At 61.4% G+C, this 17,562-nt stretch carries 16 protein-coding genes; 6 read left to right on the top strand and 10 right to left on the bottom strand.

The window, feature by feature from the left end:
* Window positions 1-52: 52 nt before the first annotated feature.
* Complete coding sequence (locus JHD82_RS09750; RefSeq protein WP_233174683.1) at window positions 53-2,836, bottom strand: tetratricopeptide repeat protein; 2,784 nt, start codon at window positions 2,834-2,836, stop codon at window positions 53-55.
* Between the two features lie 367 nt (window positions 2,837-3,203).
* Here JHD82_RS09750 and JHD82_RS09745 point away from each other — a divergent pair, with 367 nt between their 5' ends.
* The 6 genes from JHD82_RS09745 (at window position 3,204) to JHD82_RS09720 (ending at window position 7,760) form a co-directional block, all read left to right on the top strand.
* Window positions 3,204-3,428 carry an acyl carrier protein gene (locus JHD82_RS09745; RefSeq protein ID WP_034366508.1) on the top strand — a complete coding sequence of 75 codons (225 nt, stop codon included), beginning with the start codon at window positions 3,204-3,206 and terminating at the stop codon, window positions 3,426-3,428.
* Between the two features lie 5 nt (window positions 3,429-3,433).
* Window positions 3,434-4,471, top strand: a complete 1,038-nt coding sequence (locus tag JHD82_RS09740) for a ketoacyl-ACP synthase III (protein ID WP_199136234.1) — start codon at window positions 3,434-3,436, stop codon at window positions 4,469-4,471.
* The gene (locus JHD82_RS09735) at window positions 4,468-5,229 is read left to right on the top strand and encodes an SDR family NAD(P)-dependent oxidoreductase (protein WP_123695322.1); all 762 of its coding nucleotides are present in this window, start codon (window positions 4,468-4,470) and stop codon (window positions 5,227-5,229) included. The genes JHD82_RS09740 and JHD82_RS09735 overlap by 4 nt, the downstream gene beginning before the upstream one ends.
* On the top strand, window positions 5,226-5,972 hold the full coding sequence (locus JHD82_RS09730; RefSeq protein WP_199136231.1) for an SDR family NAD(P)-dependent oxidoreductase: 747 nt from the start codon (window positions 5,226-5,228) through the stop codon (window positions 5,970-5,972). The genes JHD82_RS09735 and JHD82_RS09730 overlap by 4 nt, the downstream gene beginning before the upstream one ends.
* A 29-nt stretch (window positions 5,973-6,001) precedes the next feature.
* Window positions 6,002-7,147, top strand: a complete 1,146-nt coding sequence (locus JHD82_RS09725; RefSeq protein WP_199136228.1) for an aromatic ring-hydroxylating dioxygenase subunit alpha — start codon at window positions 6,002-6,004, stop codon at window positions 7,145-7,147.
* A gap of 88 nt (window positions 7,148-7,235) precedes the next feature.
* A complete protein-coding gene (locus JHD82_RS09720) occupies window positions 7,236-7,760 on the top strand; it encodes a UDP-3-O-(3-hydroxymyristoyl)glucosamine N-acyltransferase (protein WP_307838086.1) in 525 nt (174 codons plus the stop codon).
* Between the two features lie 54 nt (window positions 7,761-7,814).
* Here JHD82_RS09720 and JHD82_RS09715 read toward each other — a convergent pair whose 3' ends face one another.
* The 9 genes from JHD82_RS09715 to JHD82_RS09675 all read right to left on the bottom strand — a co-directional run bounded on the left by JHD82_RS09715 (window position 7,815) and on the right by JHD82_RS09675 (window position 17,376).
* The gene (locus JHD82_RS09715; protein ID WP_199136224.1) at window positions 7,815-9,074 is read right to left on the bottom strand and encodes a WavE lipopolysaccharide synthesis family protein; all 1,260 of its coding nucleotides are present in this window, start codon (window positions 9,072-9,074) and stop codon (window positions 7,815-7,817) included.
* Window positions 9,075-9,122: 48 nt separating this feature from the next.
* A complete protein-coding gene (locus tag JHD82_RS09710) occupies window positions 9,123-9,860 on the bottom strand; it encodes a cytidylyltransferase domain-containing protein (RefSeq protein ID WP_199136222.1) in 738 nt (245 codons plus the stop codon).
* Window positions 9,861-9,882: 22 nt separating this feature from the next.
* Window positions 9,883-11,415: an N-acetylneuraminate synthase family protein gene (locus JHD82_RS09705; RefSeq protein WP_199136220.1), complete on the bottom strand. Its 1,533-nt coding sequence runs from the start codon at window positions 11,413-11,415 to the stop codon at window positions 9,883-9,885.
* A complete protein-coding gene (locus tag JHD82_RS09700; protein WP_199136219.1) occupies window positions 11,363-12,046 on the bottom strand; it encodes an inositol monophosphatase family protein in 684 nt (227 codons plus the stop codon). The genes JHD82_RS09705 and JHD82_RS09700 overlap by 53 nt, the downstream gene beginning before the upstream one ends.
* Window positions 12,047-12,107: 61 nt before the next feature.
* Entirely contained in the window at window positions 12,108-12,719 is a 612-nt protein-coding gene (locus JHD82_RS09695; protein WP_199136217.1) for a DapH/DapD/GlmU-related protein, read from the bottom strand.
* Between the two features lie 29 nt (window positions 12,720-12,748).
* Entirely contained in the window at window positions 12,749-13,855 is a 1,107-nt protein-coding gene (locus JHD82_RS09690; RefSeq protein WP_199136215.1) for an aromatic ring-hydroxylating dioxygenase subunit alpha, read from the bottom strand.
* Between the two features lie 6 nt (window positions 13,856-13,861).
* The gene (locus tag JHD82_RS09685) at window positions 13,862-14,491 is read right to left on the bottom strand and encodes an acetyltransferase (RefSeq protein WP_197944443.1); all 630 of its coding nucleotides are present in this window, start codon (window positions 14,489-14,491) and stop codon (window positions 13,862-13,864) included.
* A gap of 69 nt (window positions 14,492-14,560) precedes the next feature.
* Window positions 14,561-15,718 (bottom strand): DegT/DnrJ/EryC1/StrS aminotransferase family protein, encoded by a 1,158-nt coding sequence (locus JHD82_RS09680; RefSeq protein ID WP_199136213.1) that lies wholly within the window; start codon window positions 15,716-15,718, stop codon window positions 14,561-14,563.
* A complete protein-coding gene (locus tag JHD82_RS09675; RefSeq protein ID WP_123695344.1) occupies window positions 15,715-17,376 on the bottom strand; it encodes a glycosyltransferase in 1,662 nt (553 codons plus the stop codon). The genes JHD82_RS09680 and JHD82_RS09675 overlap by 4 nt, the downstream gene beginning before the upstream one ends.
* Window positions 17,377-17,562: the final 186 nt, after the last annotated feature.

The following is a 17,562-nucleotide window of genomic DNA, read 5'->3' as shown; positions in this document are numbered from 1 at the left end:
AGATTTTTTACACCGCGCGGCATGGCCCATCCGCGCGGTGCCTGATTCGCTGTTACAAAACGGGCGCCACGGGAGCGGCCAGACCCAGATCCTCATAGGAGACACGCAGATCCACAGGCTCCTGTCCCTGGCACCAGCGGGCCCAGGCCTGGCGCATCCCCATCGCCACCGAGCGCGCCACGATGTCCGCCTGTTGCGGCTCCTGGTCCTGCAGGCGTTCGCGCAGCCCCTGGCGTATCTGCTGCAGCTGCGGCAAATGTGCCTGCCAGAACGCAGCCTGGTCCAGCAATTGCGCCAGGTCCCGTGCTGCAAAGCCCTGGTCCAGGCCCACACGAGCCATCACTTCGGCCGACTGCCGCCCCGCCAGCAGTTCCCCCATCAGCGTCAGCGTGGGCACGCCCATCCACAGGGCGTGGTTGGTGACCACTCCGCCCGTAAAAGGCAAGGTATCCAGGCAGATGTCTATGTCATGGTGGGCCTGCAGATAGTGCTCAAATCCCATCTGCTCCACAAAATCGACGCGCTGCGCGGCCACGCCCTCCTCGGCCAGCCATTCGCGCAGGTGCTGCGGAGGACCGGAACGGGGGCAGGCCGCGATCTTCAGCCGCGCTGTGGGCAGAGCGCGCAGCACCTCACCCCAGACAGAAACCACCTTGCGGTTGATCTTGGACAAACGGTTGAAGGAGCCAAACGTCAAATGCCCGTTGCGCAGCGCCGGCAGTGGCGCCACGGCCTCCTGGTGGATGCCTCCGTCGAAGACATAGGCCAGCGGAACACGCATCAGCCGCTCCGTCAGCTGGGTCTTGAGCAGTTCATCTTCCATGATCAGGTCGCTGAGCACGATGTAGTCCATGGTTTCCAGCCCAGTGCTGCCGGGGTTGCCTATCCAGGTCACTTGCAGCGGCGCGGGCCGGACTGCGAATACATCCAGCCTGTGCCCTCGCGTATGGCCGCTGAGGTCAAACAGGATGTCAATACCGTCGGCCTGCACCAGATTGACCATCGACTGCACATTCATATCCCGGATACCGCGCCATAGCTGGAACAGTCCCTGGAATTCCTTGGTAACCCCGTCGTGGATCTCGTTGTTGCAATAGGCAACGCACACCAAATCATCACGCCGCGACAGCTCCCGCATTACCGGCAGAAAGAACTTGGCCGCCGCGTGGCTGCGCAGATCGCCCGATACAAAGCCCACGCGCAATGTCTTGCCTGGCTCACGGGCGTTTTCATGCCGCCCCGCCATGCGCTGCCGCATGAGCGCGCCATATTCCCGATTGGCACGCCCCACCGAGTCTGCACTGGCATCAGGCGAATGGAGCATGGCGAACAGCCTTGCGCTGTAGGCAGGCTTGTAGTCCGGGTGCAGCCTCACCAGATCGTCGAGTTGCTGCCTATGGCGCAGGGCATCACCGCAGCGGTCCCAGTAAGCCGCGCGCTGAAACATCAGCTCGCGGTCACCGGGAAGGCGTTCCAACGCCTCGCACAGGGCCTGATCTAGCCGGGGCAGGTCATGTCTTTCCAGCAGCACCTGGCAGCGAAGCATGTGGGCACGGGCACTGCCGGGCTCGATTCGCAGTGCCTGCTCAAGCAGTTCCAGCGCCTGTGCCCATTTCTTCTGGGCAAACAAAGTGAAGGCGGTCTCGCAGTGGAGCACCACATTGTCGGGGCGCAGTTGCAGTGCTTTGCTCAGGCAGGTTTCGGCTTCTTCCAGCCGACCGCCCGCACACAGCAGCAGCGCAAGCTGCAACAGCAGCTCCAGGCTCTCAGGCTTGATCTGAAGGGCCATGCGATACGCGGTTTCGGCCTGCAATGCCCAACCCGCCTGTCCCAGCACACGGGCACTGGCCAAGCACAGGCGCAGGTCCTCGGGCCGCTGCTGCATGAGCAGCACCAGGAACTGTGCGCACTCCTGCAGCCTGCCGGTGTTCTGCAATGCGCCAGTCAGCCGGGACAAGGTGTCCACATCCTCGGGATCGAGCAGCAGTGCGTTCACATAGCAAGGCAGGCTGTCTTCGATGCGGTCCTGGGCGCACAAGGCATCCCCCAGATGTGCGAAGGCCTGGGTCCAATGCGGCCGCAGCGCCAGCGCCGCACGCAGGGCACGCTCGGCCTCGACCACATGGCCGGCCTGCAGGCAGATGCCACCCAGGTTGAACTGGACCTCGGCATCGCGCGGCAGCAGGCTGGCCGCCTGGCGCGCTGCCTGCAGGGCGGCCTCGATGCGCCCCCCCGCGTGATCGGCCGCCGCCTTGAGTTTCCAGACCAGGCCGCTTTTGGGATATTGGCGCACCAGCGACCCCGCCAGCTGGCTGACCTCGGCATGCTCGCGTTGGGCAAACAGCTGCATCAGCAGGCGCAGCTGCGCCTCGGGCACACGGCCCCGGCCATCGCCGGCAGCAGGTGCCATCTCGGGCTCGGCCGGTCCCAGCGGCCAACGCGCGGCCTGCTCTTCCAAAAAAGCCGCGGCCTGCGCGCCCTGCACCAGAGCCACATCCTTTTCCAGTTGCTCCAGAGCGATCTCCTGCATGCCATTGGCCCGTGCCACGTCGATCAGCGAGATGGCCATGTCCAGCAGGCCCTCGCGGATCAGCATGTGGATGTACAGGCGCCAATAGCTGAAGTCTGCAGGCCGCACACCGATGGCCGCCTCCAGATACGGAAGCGCCTCGGCACTGCGCAGTTGGTGCAGCCCCAGCAGCAGCCCCATGCCATGCAGGGCCTCGGCATGGCCGGGAGCCTGTTCGAGAACCTGGGCATAGGCCTCCTGTGCCTGCTCGAAATTCCACTGGTCGTGCAACTGGCGGGCATGCTGCAAAAGCTCGGTTGTATTCATTTTGGTCATCAAGGTTGCGGGCAGGCGCCCCACCACAGGCCCGGCACTCAGGCCGACACCCGCACAAATACCGCCATCGTGCAGGCAAGCCCGCAAACACGGCCCCTGGATAAGCGGGCGCAAACCGCATTTCTTCCACCTTTGCCAGACGGACCGGTCACCAGTTGCTGCAAAACAGGAAGCACGCCACGTGGCTGTATGCCATCATCCCCGGCTTCGCAAGGACACAATCGCCTCTCGCAGCATCGGAACAGGCCCCGCTTTTACCTACAGTTCCAACCTTCCGGCGCAGGAGGGGTCTGCGAAAATTCATCGAAGCGTTTGCCCTCATAGGCAGGTGCGCAGCTCTTTTTCAGGAACATATCCCATGCCCTCCATCGACCAATTCATCGAAAGCTTTCTGACCGCCGTGGACTTCCAGGAAGCCGTAGCAGTCACCCCTGACACCGAACTCAGGAGCCTGCCCGAGTGGGACTCGCTGGCCGCGCTGGGCGTGATCGTCATGTTCGACGTCGACTACGGCAAGACCATCACGGGCGACGATCTCAAGAACTGCTCGACCATCACCGATCTCTACAAGCTGCTGGGATAAACACCATGGCGCTGTCCACTCTGCACAACGTCCGCTTTGCGGGCATGGCCAGCTGCATACCCCGGCGCGAGATCTCCAATCTGGAGGATTGCCCGCCCTCACAGCGCTCCGAACGCGAACGGCTGGTACGCAACATCGGCATCCAAACCCGGCGCATCTGCCCGGAGTGGCAGTGTTTCTCGGACCTGGCCTTCGTGGCCGCGGAAAAGCTGCTCGATGAACTGCAGTGGCAGCGCGACGAAATCGACGTCCTGATCGTCGTCACGCAATCGCCCGACTATCTGATCCCCGCCACGGCCATCATCCTGCAGGACCGGCTGGGACTGGCGCACGGCACGATCGCCTTCGACGTGAACCTGGGTTGTTCTGGCTACCCGTTCGGGCTGCACATGCTGGGCAGCATGATCTCGGCAGGAGGCCTTAAAAAAGGCCTGGTGCTGGTGGGAGACAAATCCGCGACCATCATGGATCCCCTGTTCTCGGACGCCGGCACGGCCACGGCGCTGGAGTTCGACGCCAGTGCGCCTCCCATGTATTTCGACCTCAACAGCGATGGCAGCGGCTACAAGGCCATCATGCTGCCCGCTGGCGGCCACCGCGAGCCCTACGGAATCGAACACGTGATTCCCAAGCGCGATGAGCATGGCTTCCTGCGCCTGCCCGCCGACCTGGTGCTTGACGGGCCGGCGGTGCTGAGCTTCTCTACCCAGCGTGTGCCGCCTGCCGTAGAACGCCTGCTGGAGTACTCACAGGTGGACAAGGAGCAGATCGACCACTTCATATTCCACCAGGCCAACCGGCTGATCAACGAGACCATTCGCAAGAAGCTGCGCCTACCCGCGGAGAAGGTTCCAAGCACCCTGCATGACCTGGGAAACACCAGCGGCGCCTCGCTGCCTGTCACCCTCACCGCACGGCTGCACGAACAGCTGGATGGCGCCAAGGCGCGGCTGCTGCTGAGTGGCTTCGGCGTGGGCCTGTCCTGGGGAACCGCCATCGTGGACGTGAACAAGGCACGCTTTCCTGCAATGACCGAAGCATGACTGCCAACGATCCCTTCTCCCTGGCAGGCAAGCGCATCCTCGTGACGGGTGCATCGTCGGGCATTGGCCACCAAACAGCGATCTCCTGCGCCAGCCAGGGCGCCACGCTGATCATCACGGGCCGCAATGCAGAGCGCCTTGCCCACACGGCAGGCCTGCTCGCAGGCGATGGCCATGTCAGCGTGGTCGCCGATCTCACCCAGGCACAGGACATCAGTGCGCTTGCGGCCCAGGCAGGCTCGATCGATGGCGTGGTCCACGCAGCCGGCATCTCTAAGCTGGTGCCGTTGCGCATGGTCAAGCAAGCCCATCTGGAAGAGATGTTCGCGCACAACACATACGCCCCGATCCTGCTGACCAAGGAATTGCTGGCCAAGCGTCTGATCCGGCCCCACGGCTCCATTGTGTTCATCAGCGCCGTGGCATCCCACATCGGGCCACTGGCAAGCAGCGGGTACTCGGCCAGCAAGGCAGCCCTGCTCGGCGCCATGCGTTCGTTGGGCCTGGAGGTTGCCAAACAAGGCATCCGCGCCAATTGCCTTGCACCGGGATATGTGCGTACCCCCATGCTGGACGGACTGTCCGCAGGAGGCGTGGATACCGAGGAATACGCCAAGCTCGCCCCGCTTGGCATGGGAGAGCCGCAGGACGTCGCACTCGCAGCGGTCTTCTATCTGTCCGACGCCAGCCGATGGATCACCCGGAACTACTTCACTATTGACGGCGGCCTGACGGTTCCCATGGATGTCTTTGCATGACCCAAGCTGCGCACGACCCATTTTCCCTGCAGGGCAAGACCGTGCTGGTCACCGGCGGTTCATCGGGCCTGGGCAGGCAGATTGCCATTTCCTGCGCCCGGCGCGGTGCCCGCATCATCGCCACGGGGCGTGACCGCCAGCGCCTGCAGGGCACCTTCGACCTGCTCGAAGGCAGCGGCCACCAGCAGATCGAAGCCAACCTGACCGATGCGCAGGACAGGACAGCCCTGGTCCAGGCAACGCCGCGGATCGACGGCCTGGTGCACTGCGCAGGCCGCCAGATGCTCAGCCCCATACGCCAGCTGCAGGAGTCCCTCATGACGGAGATGTATGCCATACATTTCCTGGCACCCGTCATGCTGACCCAGCAGCTTCTGATCACGAACAAGCTGGCGCCCGCAGCCTCCATCATCTTCATGCTCTCGACGTCGGCCCACATCGGCACGCGTGGCGTGGGACCCTACTCCGCGATGAAGTCGGGGCTGCTGGGCATCATCCGTTGTCTGGCTGTGGAGCAGGCCCGGCATCGCATGCGGGTCAACGGAATCTCTCCCTCGGTCGTACCAACGCCCATGTGGGGCGATGCGGGGCAGAACGAACAGCTTCAGGCGCAGGAGGCCCGTCACCCCCTGGGTCTTGGCAAGCCTGAGGATGTGGCCAATGCCGCCATTTATCTGCTGTCCGACGCCAGCCGCTGGGTCACCGGCACCAGCCTGGTCATGGACGGCGGCGTCGTTCTTTGACATGTCAGCCCCCCGTTGAAGGAGGAGCCATGCGCTCACGCATGTATCCCGGTTGCTACCTGGACGAGAACATCTTCCAACGTGAGCAACGCAAGATATTCCGCAAGGTCTGGATGTTTGCGGGGCTCAAAATGCTGGTGTCGGAGCACAACGCCTTTCTCACCCGCAAGATTGCCGGCATTCCGGTGGTCATCCAGAACTTCCACGGTGAACTGCGGGCCTTCGAGAACGTCTGCCTGCATCGCAGCGCTCCCCTGCAGACCGGGCCCGTGGGCCGGCGCCCCCTGGTCTGCGCCTACCACGCGTGGCGCTATGGGGAACAGGGCCAGGTGGAGCATATTCCTGACGGCGATACCCTTTATCGCTTCAGCAGTGAGGAACGATGCGGACTGAAGCTTCGCCAGTTTGCACTGCGCCCGGTCGGTAACCTGCTGTTCGTCAACCTGGACTCCAACCCCTTTCCACTGGAAGAACAGTTTTCCCCGGAATTCATCGCTTCACTGGAGAGCAGCTCCGAAGCCTATGACAGCGAAGTCATGGTGACCACATGGCACGGGAAGTACAACTGGAAGCTCGCCTACGAGAACCTGCGCGACGCCAACCACGCCCGATTCGTTCATCCGGGGACATTGGCCAAGACCGTGACCTTCGCCCCCCAGGTGAACGAGTCGCTGCTTGCCGAGACAGCAAAGCCGCTGCAGGACACCAGCCAGCAGGGATTACGCCAGCAATTGCGCCGCCTCAGCAAAGGCGGCATGGATGCGCACATCAGCCGCATGCAGCGATTCGGCTGGCATGACCTGGTGCAACGCTGGGGCGCAGAGGACGCCTACTACAACTGGCTGGCCTACCCCAACCTTCACATCGCCAGCGCCAACGGGGGCCACTCCTTCATTCTGGAATACCACACGCCCCTGACACCGGACACCACCAGCATGGAGGTCTATCGCTTCTCGGCCCGCAAGAAGCAGGCTTTCACGTATTCCCATGCCGTGCTTCTGGCGGAAATGCATGCCAGCAAACTGGTGCTTGCAGAGGATGTGGACATCATGGAAAAAGTCCAGGCTTCCCTGCACCCAGACGCTCCCATTGCAATGCAAGGCGCCTATGAAGGCGACAACCGCCTGGTGGAACGCTGGTACAGCCACCTGATGGAGGATGGCAATGGCCTGTAAATGGATCATTGGCGCCAGCGCCTTCCTGGACGTGGCCTGTGAGGCCTGGCGTCAGGCCTGCCCCGGACTGCAGGTGGAAAGGATCCATGTGCAGCAAGACGCCCTCTACGAGTTCGATCTGGGCGTTCTGGACGCGCTTTCACCGGAAAAGGGGACGGCCTTCATTGCCTTCGACGAGCGCTTTGGCAACTTCAAGCGCATGGAACTCATGGCAGCCGCCCAGGTACGGGGGCTGCGGCTTGACCCCTATATCAGCCCACGCGCCATGCTGGCCGCCGACGTGAGCGTGGGCATCAACACCTTCGTGGCGGATGGCGTCATCATCGGGTCCGGCAGCCGCATCGACTCCAACTGCGTCCTGCTGCCTGCCACGAATATCGGCAACGGTGTGGACGTCCAGTCATCTTGCTGGCTGGAGCCTGGCGTGATGGTGGGAGATGGCGCACGGATCTCGGCGCGGTGCACCCTGCGCAGCGGGGCCTTGATCGCACCGCGCATCCACATCGGCAGCGATTGCGAACTGGGCTGGCCCCGGCGCTATGACACGGACATCGCCGGCAAAACCGTTTTCGATCCCCGCTACGACGAACCAATCCGCACCTACGGATCGTGAAGGACAGGCCCTGCGCAGGGCGGGCCTGCCGTGTCCGGCCGCGCACCTGTTGCGTCAGTCGATTTTGCGTTGCCAGAATTCCCGTACCGACACATCAAGGGCACTGATGTCGCTGGCGCGCTGCAAGGCAAATTCCTGATCCTGCATCATCTCGTCCCAATCGCTTTGCCGAAAGCACATCTCGCTGGCCATCTTCACGTTGAACAGGGGTATGAACTTGTACGAAAACCAGTCCAGCCGGGAGTTGATCGGCAGCAGACGGTCATGTGCAAAGCGATAGGAATCCCTCAGCGTCTCGGCGGCAAATCCCAGGCTCCTTGCATAGGACTTCCACAGATAGCTTTCCATGGTGACATCGGCCAGCTTCTGGAAATGCATGCCGGCCGAATGCTCGATATCCGCCTCGGACAGGCGGTCTTCCGGCACGGACCACAGCCTCACCATATCTTCCGTGCGCGCCAGCATGGTCTTTTCGGAAAAATGGAAAGGCACGTGGCGCCAGCCTGAGCGCAGATCGATGGCTATTTTTCCCTTGTTGCGTCCACCAGCAAAAAAATGCTGGATGGCCTCATAGATGCTGGAGCCCGTCAGGAGATTGTCACTGCGGCAACGCACGGCGTACTCGATGCCTTTTTGCGCCAGATGCTCCACGCCGAGGCGGGCAGACCGCGCAATATAGTTGGTGTTGTGCCGTCCCTTGTTTTCCGGCTGTGCCACCAGAATCAGCGCATCCAGCCATGGACGGCAGCGATCGAGCAGTTCCCTGGGCTGATGGTCCCAGGTCACCATGCACTGGTAGGCCGAAGGAAAGCGCATGCGGTTCCACGCCAGCACCTGGGGCGTGAAGTCAAAGGCCAGACCCTGTACAAAAATACCGGCTTTCGGCGTGCCCTTGAGGCTTCGCGCCATGCTGAGACCGTCCATCAGGCGCTGCCGTTCCTGCAGCTCGTCCATCAGGGGCACATCTCCCACATCCAGCTCCACTGCACGCATTACCTTGAACTTCCGGAACTCCCCGTAGGTGATCTCGCTCAATCGCTCCGAAAAATCGTATGAAAACACCAGAATCAGGGTGTTCTCTGGATCCTCATTCATCAAGGCTTCGGGAGATCTGACCTCCACGCCATTGAAAAACTTGCCCTGATTTTCCTGCCAGGGGCAAACCGTATATTCAAGCTGTATGCGACTGCTGATCAGCGGATAGTATTTCTTGAAGAATTCTCCCGCACCCCAGCCCACGACACGCAGATTGGCGATGTCCAGATCCGGATATCTGAGCAGAACCCTTTCCAATGAACCAATTATTTCAGCCATGCGGTTTCACCCCATGCATTTCCAATATATCCTTCACAGAAAAAACTGTCATGCCCCATCGCCCCGCTGAACCAGATGTTCATAACGCTGGCGCCCGGCCTGCGTGGACAGCAAATAGTTCAGATAATCGAGATCCTCTTGATAATCTATATCAAACCTGCACTGCCGTGTCTGCGCGGCATAGCCGATCCTGTCTCCCAGAAAATGGGGATCGAATACATTGGGCATATTGAAGAACTCACCCGAAAATATCCGGTATGCAGGCGCGCAATCCTGCCGCCGGATCATGGATCTTCCCTGAAAATCTGAGGTCACAGGGTAAATGCATTCATTGCGCACATTGAATATTCGCGGATCTTCTGGCGTCACCACGCAAACCGAACTGTAATTTCCTGACATGAATTTCCCGTATGCATCCACAAATGCCGCCTGTTCGCGCAAGGGATGCGTAGGCCTCAGCCAGAGCATGCTGCGAGGCAGTTCGATATCTCTCGACTTCGCCTGCACTGACAGATCCAGCAGGATGTCTTCCTCCATGGACAGGTCTGCGGATGCGCTTTCAGAGCGCAGAAACGGAACATAGGCCCCGTATTTTTCGCCAATTTCGGCGTACTCCTGGCTGTCCGTGGAGAGAACGACCTTGCTGACAAAGGGCAGGCTCTTTGCAAAGAGTATGGAATGCGCGAGCAAAGGCAGACCATTGAGTTGTGCGATATTCTTTCCAGGAAAGCCCTTGGAACCACTTCTGGCAGGCACCACGGCCCATAATTCATGGGTGCTGTTCAATTTCGATCTCCTAAAAACGCGATCAGGCAGTATTCTTTGTGAAATATTTATGGTGCTCACTCTGGTTGATTTTCTTCACACCAGAGCCCAGAATCATCTCGGCTTCCCGGATATGATCCACGTAATCCTTGAATGCGGGCGTGGACAGATCGACCGCCACAGCATCAAAATGCGCCCACTCCGTGTTCCCCATCTTGACGTGCTTCTCCACCATCCTGGCGCCGGCCGCTACCGCGAGGGCTGAGGCCTTCCATCCCATGTCATGGCTGGAGTAGCCGGGGATGATTCTGGGGTCAGCTCGTGCCATTTCACGGTACCGGTGCACCACGGCCACATTGCAATCTTCCAGTGGCGTGGGATATGCCGAATTGCATTGCAGCAGGTACAGCCGCTCGCAACTCTTGAATGTTTCCAGCACAAACTGCTCATAATCTGCACCGGTCATGCCCGTGGAAAGAACCACCGCGCCACGGTAGTTTTTCGCCACATATTTCAGGTAATCATGGTGCTCTGAAATCGTGGATGGCAGCTTCACCATGGGCATTTCCGAATCCATCTCCAGCATGAAGTGGAAGGATTTCTCATCCAGCACGGAAGCAAACCATCCCATGTCGAGGCTGCGGCAGAGCTGGTCCAGATAGCAAAAATCCTCCCTGCCCAACTCGATCTGATGGCGGTAGTCCGCAAAGGTCTTGCCAAAGGGAGAGACATAAGGGGATGACAGCTGCTCACGGGTATAAAAACTCTGCACATCCCTTTTTTGCACCTTGACCAGGTCGGCGCCCGCCGCCTTGCTGGCCCGCACCATGCGCTCCAGCCGGCCGCGGTCCCCGAAGTGATTGGTGGTCAGCTCCGCCACGATCGCCACTTCGTAGCCATTGCGCCCAGAATTCGCCTTTCCCAGGCTCTGGTTGAGATCCTGCGGGGTCAGCGCACTGAAAGGCCGGCTTCCCACATGCAACATGCGCACATTGGAATCCCTCAGGAAATACAGCGCATTGATGAAATAGAACTCCTGAACAGAGATACGCATGGATTTCTGCTCTTCGCCCTGAGGAGAATAATCATGCGCAATTGATTTGCTGTATCCAGCCGAGGCGTCGAAATCAAAACCGACAAAGTAGACATTCTGCCGACGCCGCCGGATACCCGCCACTTCACGGGCGATCTTCAACGCGGTCAGCAGCAATATATCCTCGATCACCACGGGAACACTCATGAACCGCTGCATGAGGAGTTCCGAAGATTCCTGCGTCAACGGCACATGCGGAACACGGATGACCTTTCGCCCCGCCGGTGCAAACCCCGGCAATGAAGTCACATAGGCATGCGAACGGCATCCCTGGGCCACGATGGCATCCCCCGCCCATTCTTCCCTGAATACCGTGATATCTGCCGGGCATATCTGCTCCGCATCATTCACGGCAATGATCAGCGATTTTTTGAGCAGCCCGGTATCCACCAGATCGGCCGAGGAGCCTTTTCCCAGAATGAAGATATTGTCATCGCTGTATGTCGATACGATATTTTCTATCTGGCTGGAGAAATTTCCCATCGAATACCTCATCGTCTACGAACACTGTGCAACCATTTTCCAAGGCCAGCATGAGCCCGGGCATCAAATCCCAGGCACAGGCGCCTTTCGGATTGATAAATCTCTTGAACGACCCCGTGATGACGCTGTGAAGGTTGTATACCGCGCATCCGGTCACTCTGTACTCGCCAGCCTCCCGGATGCCCTGGAGAATGGATTCGTCGAATGACGAGGAAAACCCCGTGATCCGTGACTGGCGCGCAATCACCTTGTCGCCCGTGATCAGGCGCTCACCCAGCTCTGGCAGCATCAGCGCGCTGCCCAGGTGCTGCCCGCCTGCCCAGACGCTCAGGCAGGAGCCCCATTCCTTGAGGCCGGAGCAAAAATTCTCGGTCCCATCGATGGGGTCCATCAACACCACGTAGCCGCCCATGTCCACGGCGCGGTGGTCATGCGATTCCTCGCCGACAAAAACCACCCCGTCCAGCCGCTGCCGAAGCCAGTCTCCGACCAATCGTTCAATGAAGAAGTCGGCCTCGGTCACCGGGCTGCCATCTTCCTTGTACCGGATGCTGTAGCGCCTCTCGAAGATGGCCGGCAGGGCCGCCTGGATCACATCGCAAGCGTCTTCGAGCAAGGCTCGCATATTCATACGCATCTTTCCCTCGTGGGAGTTCAGTGCCGTGCCCACAGGACAGGATTGCGCCACGGCTTCAGACGGCGCCATAGATCCTGACCGGCGAAGGAAACAGCGGATCGATGAAACTGCCATCGGGCAGAGATTGGGTGTACGCGCCGGCAATGCCGATGACACAGTGGCGACCTATCTGCAGCCCCGCAGCGATGTGCACATCGCTCGCGACCACGCTGTGCGGGCCCAGCGCGGTACCTCGGCCGATGCTGGCACCCGGGCCGACCCATGCGTTGGAGCCCAGCCGGGCGCCTGCCTCGATGCGCGCGGCATCGCCGATGACGGTGTTGTTGCCAATCTGCACGCCATGGGCGATGACGGCGCGCGCCCCGATCCAGCAGTTTTCCCCGATGCGCACGCCATCGGCCACCGTTGCCGAAGGATGGCGCAGACTCAGCGCGCGAAAGCCCCTGAGGCGAAGCCTTGCGTAGACATCCAGGCGCTCATGGTTCAGGGCCTGCTCGTCGATGGCGGTGAAGATGCGCAGCCCCTCAGGATCCTGTCCCTCCAGCAGTGCCATGGCCTGGTCAGCGACCGCTCCCTCTGGCGACAAAGGCATCAATCGCAGCGTGCCGCCCGCCGCCAGTGCCGGCGCACAGGCGGCAATGTCATCGAACAAGGCGCCGTGGCCCATAAGGGCCATTGCGAAAGGTGGTGCCTGCGTCATTGCGAGCGCCCCATGAGTTGGCGGTAGGCCATGGCCACTCGGTGCAGTTGCACTTCGTAGGCGCCATGCCGGGCCACCGGACCTGCTGCATGCAGCCCGCGCTGCAGTGTCTCCAGGATCACCCTGTCTTCGTCCAGAACACGCTTTTCGATCTTCATGTGCTCCCAGAGAATGGCCGGCATCGCCGCCATACGCTGGTGCGGCCGCGCGGTGGCAAGAGTGAAGCGCACATCCGTGCGCGCTGGCGCCACGGGGTCGAACTGCTGGATCAGAAAGAAGTAGCCCCCGACCGAGATGAAATTGGTGTTGGGGTAGAGAAAGTAGTTGTAGTAGACATCCTTGTCCCCAAAGCGGTCCACCGATCCATGCCAAGCGCTGCGAGGCAGCTTCAGTGGGGTCTCTCGCAGGAAACTCAGTTCCTGCAGATCGAACTCCTGCGACGGGTCAGCCTCGAGCGCGACACTGAGTTCGTGCAACGCGCCTTTTTCCATCAGCGGCCGGAAGGACTGCGGATGGACGAAGGGCACGTGGTTGTAGTCCAGGACATTTTCAAAGTTGAGCTTCCAGTTGTAGGCCGCCGGCATCGCGCAATGGATGGCCTGCCCGCACAGATGCCCGCTGCTGTCGGCAAGGGATTGCAGCAGTGCTGGTCCGAACTGCTGCTCTATCGGCAGCGGATCCGCATCGAGGTTGACGAACAACAGATTGCCGATGCAACGGACAGCGAACTCATCGAGACACAGCTGTTCACGCCGTGCATCGCCGTAATGGTAGAGGCGGTGCTCACCCGGCAGGCCATGAACGTGGCCCGTGTTGTCGTAACTCCAGCCGTGGTAGCGGCAGACCAGGCGGCGGCAGCCATATTCCTCCATCTGCAAAGGAGCTTGCCGGTGGGCGCACTGGTTGCGAAAGGCCTTGATGGCGCCATCAAAGTTCTGGACGACAACGGGTACGCCACCTATCTGGCGGGTCAGAAAACTGTCCGGCTTGTCCAGCAGCGTGCGCAGCCCGGCAAAGATCCAGAGCTTGCGGAAGATGCGCGATTGCTCCTGCGCAAAGACGCCGTCATCGATGTAGTCAAGCTGTGAAAGTCCTGGATACATGGATGGCTAGCGGAACGAGAAGGGTTTGGCGGGATTCCCGAAGACCGTGATGCCGGGTGGCACGTCGCGGATGACGACACTGCCAGCTCCGATGACCGCACCGTCCCCCACCTTGATGCCCGGCAGGATGGTCGCATGGGGATGGATGGTGACGTTCTCACCGATCTGCGCGCCCCCGCCAATGAACACAAAGCTGGCAATCGTGGTGTACGAGCCCACCTGCACGTCATAGCCGATGATGGTATTGGCCAGCACAACGACAAAGTCACACACCCGGGTATCGGGTCCGATCGAGACATGGTGCTCGAACAGACAGCCTATCCCCATTTCCACGCGGTCTGCGGCGTACAGCCAAGGTTTGAGGTTCATGAAATACGCGCCCTGCGCCAGCAGGGGCTGCGCATACTTTCGGCGCGCCCCCGGGTCACCGAGAGCGCACACGATGATCTGGGATGGCTCGTAGCGGAATGTCATCGGATCACCCAGGATCGGCAGCTCCGGCACCTGCTTGAGGCCCTGGCGCCCATCCAGGAACCCCTTGATGACCCACTCCTTGCCATATGCGGGATCCGCTCGCGCGACCGATGCCATGTTGCGGCCGAAACCACCGGCATTGATGATGTAGACGTCTCTCATAACGAAGCTTTGCCTGCAAGTAAATGAATGACCCAGGGCGCGCCGCCTTTGCAGACGGCCCGGCCGGGTTCAGTGCGCACCGGCCACCCACTGCCTGACGCTCTCCCGCACACGCTGCGTCTGCGCAGCGGACATGCCGAGAAAAAATGGCAGGCCCAGCAGGGTGCGCGACAGCTCCTCGGCATGCGGGGTGTGCAAAAGCCTGCATTCGCGCCGCAGCACCGGCATGTCCTGCAGCAGTGGCTGGTACCAGCGCCGTGTCGTGATGCCCGCTTGCCTGCACTGCTGCTCCAGCGCGATGCGTGCCTGTTCATCCGGCAGCTGCATGCAAATCACGGTCGGGGCCATCATTTCGCCTCCTGGACCGGGCTTCTGCCAGACCAGGCGATTGTCTGCCAGCCGCGACAGCTCCTGCACCATGTCTGCATGCAACGCCTTTCGCTGCCGCGCATGCTGCTCCCAAACGTCAAGCGAGGCCAGGCCAATGGCTGCGTGGTATTCGCTCATCTTGGCATTGGTGCCGACACTGGCCAGCGCGCCCACCGGCAGGCCCGCCGAGGCATCCAGATTGATACCGAAATTGGACAGCTGGCGCACTTTGCTGGCCAGGCCAGGACGGGTGGAAACGACCAGTCCGCCCTCTCCGGCTGGCAGACTCTTTGTCGCATGCAGGCTGAAAACCAGGGTGCCCTGAGCCCCATGAAGCCATTGGCTGCCGTAGGCTGCGGCGGCATCGACAACGACGGGAATGCCCATGTCTGCCTCGAATCGTGCCCATGCCGTCATGTCGTGCGGCATCCCGAATGTCGTCACCGGCATCACGGCATCGATGCGCATTTCCCGGCAAGCCTTGTGTGCGATCTCCGGAGTCAGCAGCCAGCTGTGCGGATCCACATCGGCCAGCACGGGCACGTGGCCTGCGCGCACCACTGCAGTGGCCGTGGCCACAAACGTGAAGGCGGGCAGCAGGACATGCGATCCCGCTGCAAGCTCCAGCGCCTGCAGCACAAGTTCGAGCCCCTGCGTTGCATTGGCAACGGTGGTAATGCCCTCGGCGGGCAAGGCAAACTGGCTTGCGAACCCGGACTCCAGCTCCCGCACCAGTGGGCCGAAGTTTGAATAGTGGCGCGTCGCATGCATGCGCTCCAGCCACGGCATCAGTAGCTGGGGAGCGGGCATGTCAGGCACCAGCAAAGGCACCCAATCCATTTCAGGGGAGCAGGTCATGCTGCGGCTTCCACCTGAGCCAGACGCTGATCCAGGTCGTCAAGCAAGTTCAATGTCTGCTGATCGCTCTGAAGCCAGTTGAGCCACATGAAACGATAGGCCTTCTCCAGATCGGCGGTACGTTCGGAATAGTTCATCAGGATGCTGGCCTCAAGCTTGCTGCGGCTGATCTGCCGGTGGTGCACAAGGCGGTCCGGATCGTCCATGAAGCGCAGCGCGGCCTGCACATAGCCGTCAACATCCTTGGTGATTTCACCGCCGAATCTTATGCCCCGCAAGGCGCTGGCCGTGGATGCCTCCACGCCGCGGACTGCGTCCAGCGTCACGATCGGCAACCCCATCCACACCGCATGCAAGGTCGTGGTGCCTCCTGAAACCGGTGAGGTGTCGAGCGCCACATCGGCGATATGCCCCAGTTCCATGAAGCCCTCCAGCGGCTGCTGGTGCAGCACGGACACGCGGTCCAGCGGCATGCCTGCTGCCTCCACGCGTGGCTGCATGTGGGCCTGGGCGGCGTCTGGGTCCTGTTCCTTGACCATGATGATCAGGCGCGCGTCCTGGCGCTCGTGCAGGATACGTGCCCAGACGGCCAGCATCTCGTCGGTGAGCTTGGCCGAGTTGTTGAGCGAGATGAGCGTGGGATAGCCATTGCGCAGCAGGGGCGGCTCCTCGCACAGCGGCGAATACTCGGGTGGAGAGTAGCTGGCCATGCAGCGCAGCTGGAAGAGCTTTTCCGAATAGTGGGGAGCATGGCTGGGCGGAGCAATGGCGCCATCCACCAACCGGTAATCCATGGCCTTCATCCCCAGCGTATGCATATAGCCCAGCCAGGTCACCTGCACGGGTGCGGCGCGGCGGGCGAAGACTTCCAGGCGGTGGCCCAGGGTGAAGCCGGACAGGTCCACCAGCACATCGATGCCGTCGGCGCGGATCTGTTCGTAGAGCTGGTCGTCGGTCTGCTCGACCGCATCGTGCCAGTGCGGTACCAGGGCGCGCAGCTTCTCGGTCATCTTGTCGGGGCGGCCGCTGGAGTAGACGTGGATCTCGACGTTGTCCGGGTTGTGGTGTTCCAGCACGGGCCGCATGAAGAAGGCCACCGAGTGCTGGCGGAAGTCGGCCGTGACATAGCCGACCTTGAGCTTTTTGCGCGGGTTGCGATCGCGCGGCGGAAAGGGCTTGGCGTTGCGGGTCAGCGGGTCGGCGAAGCGCCGGCCCCAGTCGCGCGCCACTTCCAGGGACTTGAGCGGATCGCTGCTGGTGTGCGAGTGGATGTAGGCCCGCGTCATCCAGTGCGTGTTCTCGTTCTTGGCGTGGCGGCAGGCGTCGTCGATCAGGTCGCAGGCCTCCTGCCTGCGGCCCGTGCTGAACAGGGCCAGCGCCAGCAGGCGCTGGGCGTTGGGCATGCGGGGCTCTATCTCCAGGGCCATCTGCAACGCTTCCATGGCCTGTGGCCAGATGCTCATGCGCACGTAGACAAAGCCGATGTGCAGCCAGACCTTGGAGTTGCGCGGGTCCCGGGCCACCAGTTGCGCCAGGTCCGACAGTGCCTCCAGGAACTGCGCGCGATCGACCATGGCGCGGATGCGGGTCAGCTCGCTGTCGATGCTGGGCGGCTGCGCAGCGGCAGCAAAGGCGTTGGCAAGAGGTGAAGATGGCATGGCGATGCAGCAGAGGAAGGATCAAGCCGGCCCGCGGTCGGCACACGGTCGGCCCGCGGTCCGCACGCTTGTGCGCGCGGTGACACAAAGAATAAAACTGTGCCGACTATCCTCGCATGCGCGCCGCGCGATCCGCTATTAAGCGCCCGCCTTGCAAGACTCAAACAGGCACCGATTTGCCGGCCT

Source organism: Delftia sp. ASV31, from assembly GCF_016428765.1.
Lineage (GTDB): Bacteria > Pseudomonadota > Gammaproteobacteria > Burkholderiales > Burkholderiaceae_C > Comamonas > Comamonas acidovorans.
Note: the sequence above shows the minus strand (reverse complement) of the source record. Positions and strands in the feature narration are given on the sequence as shown.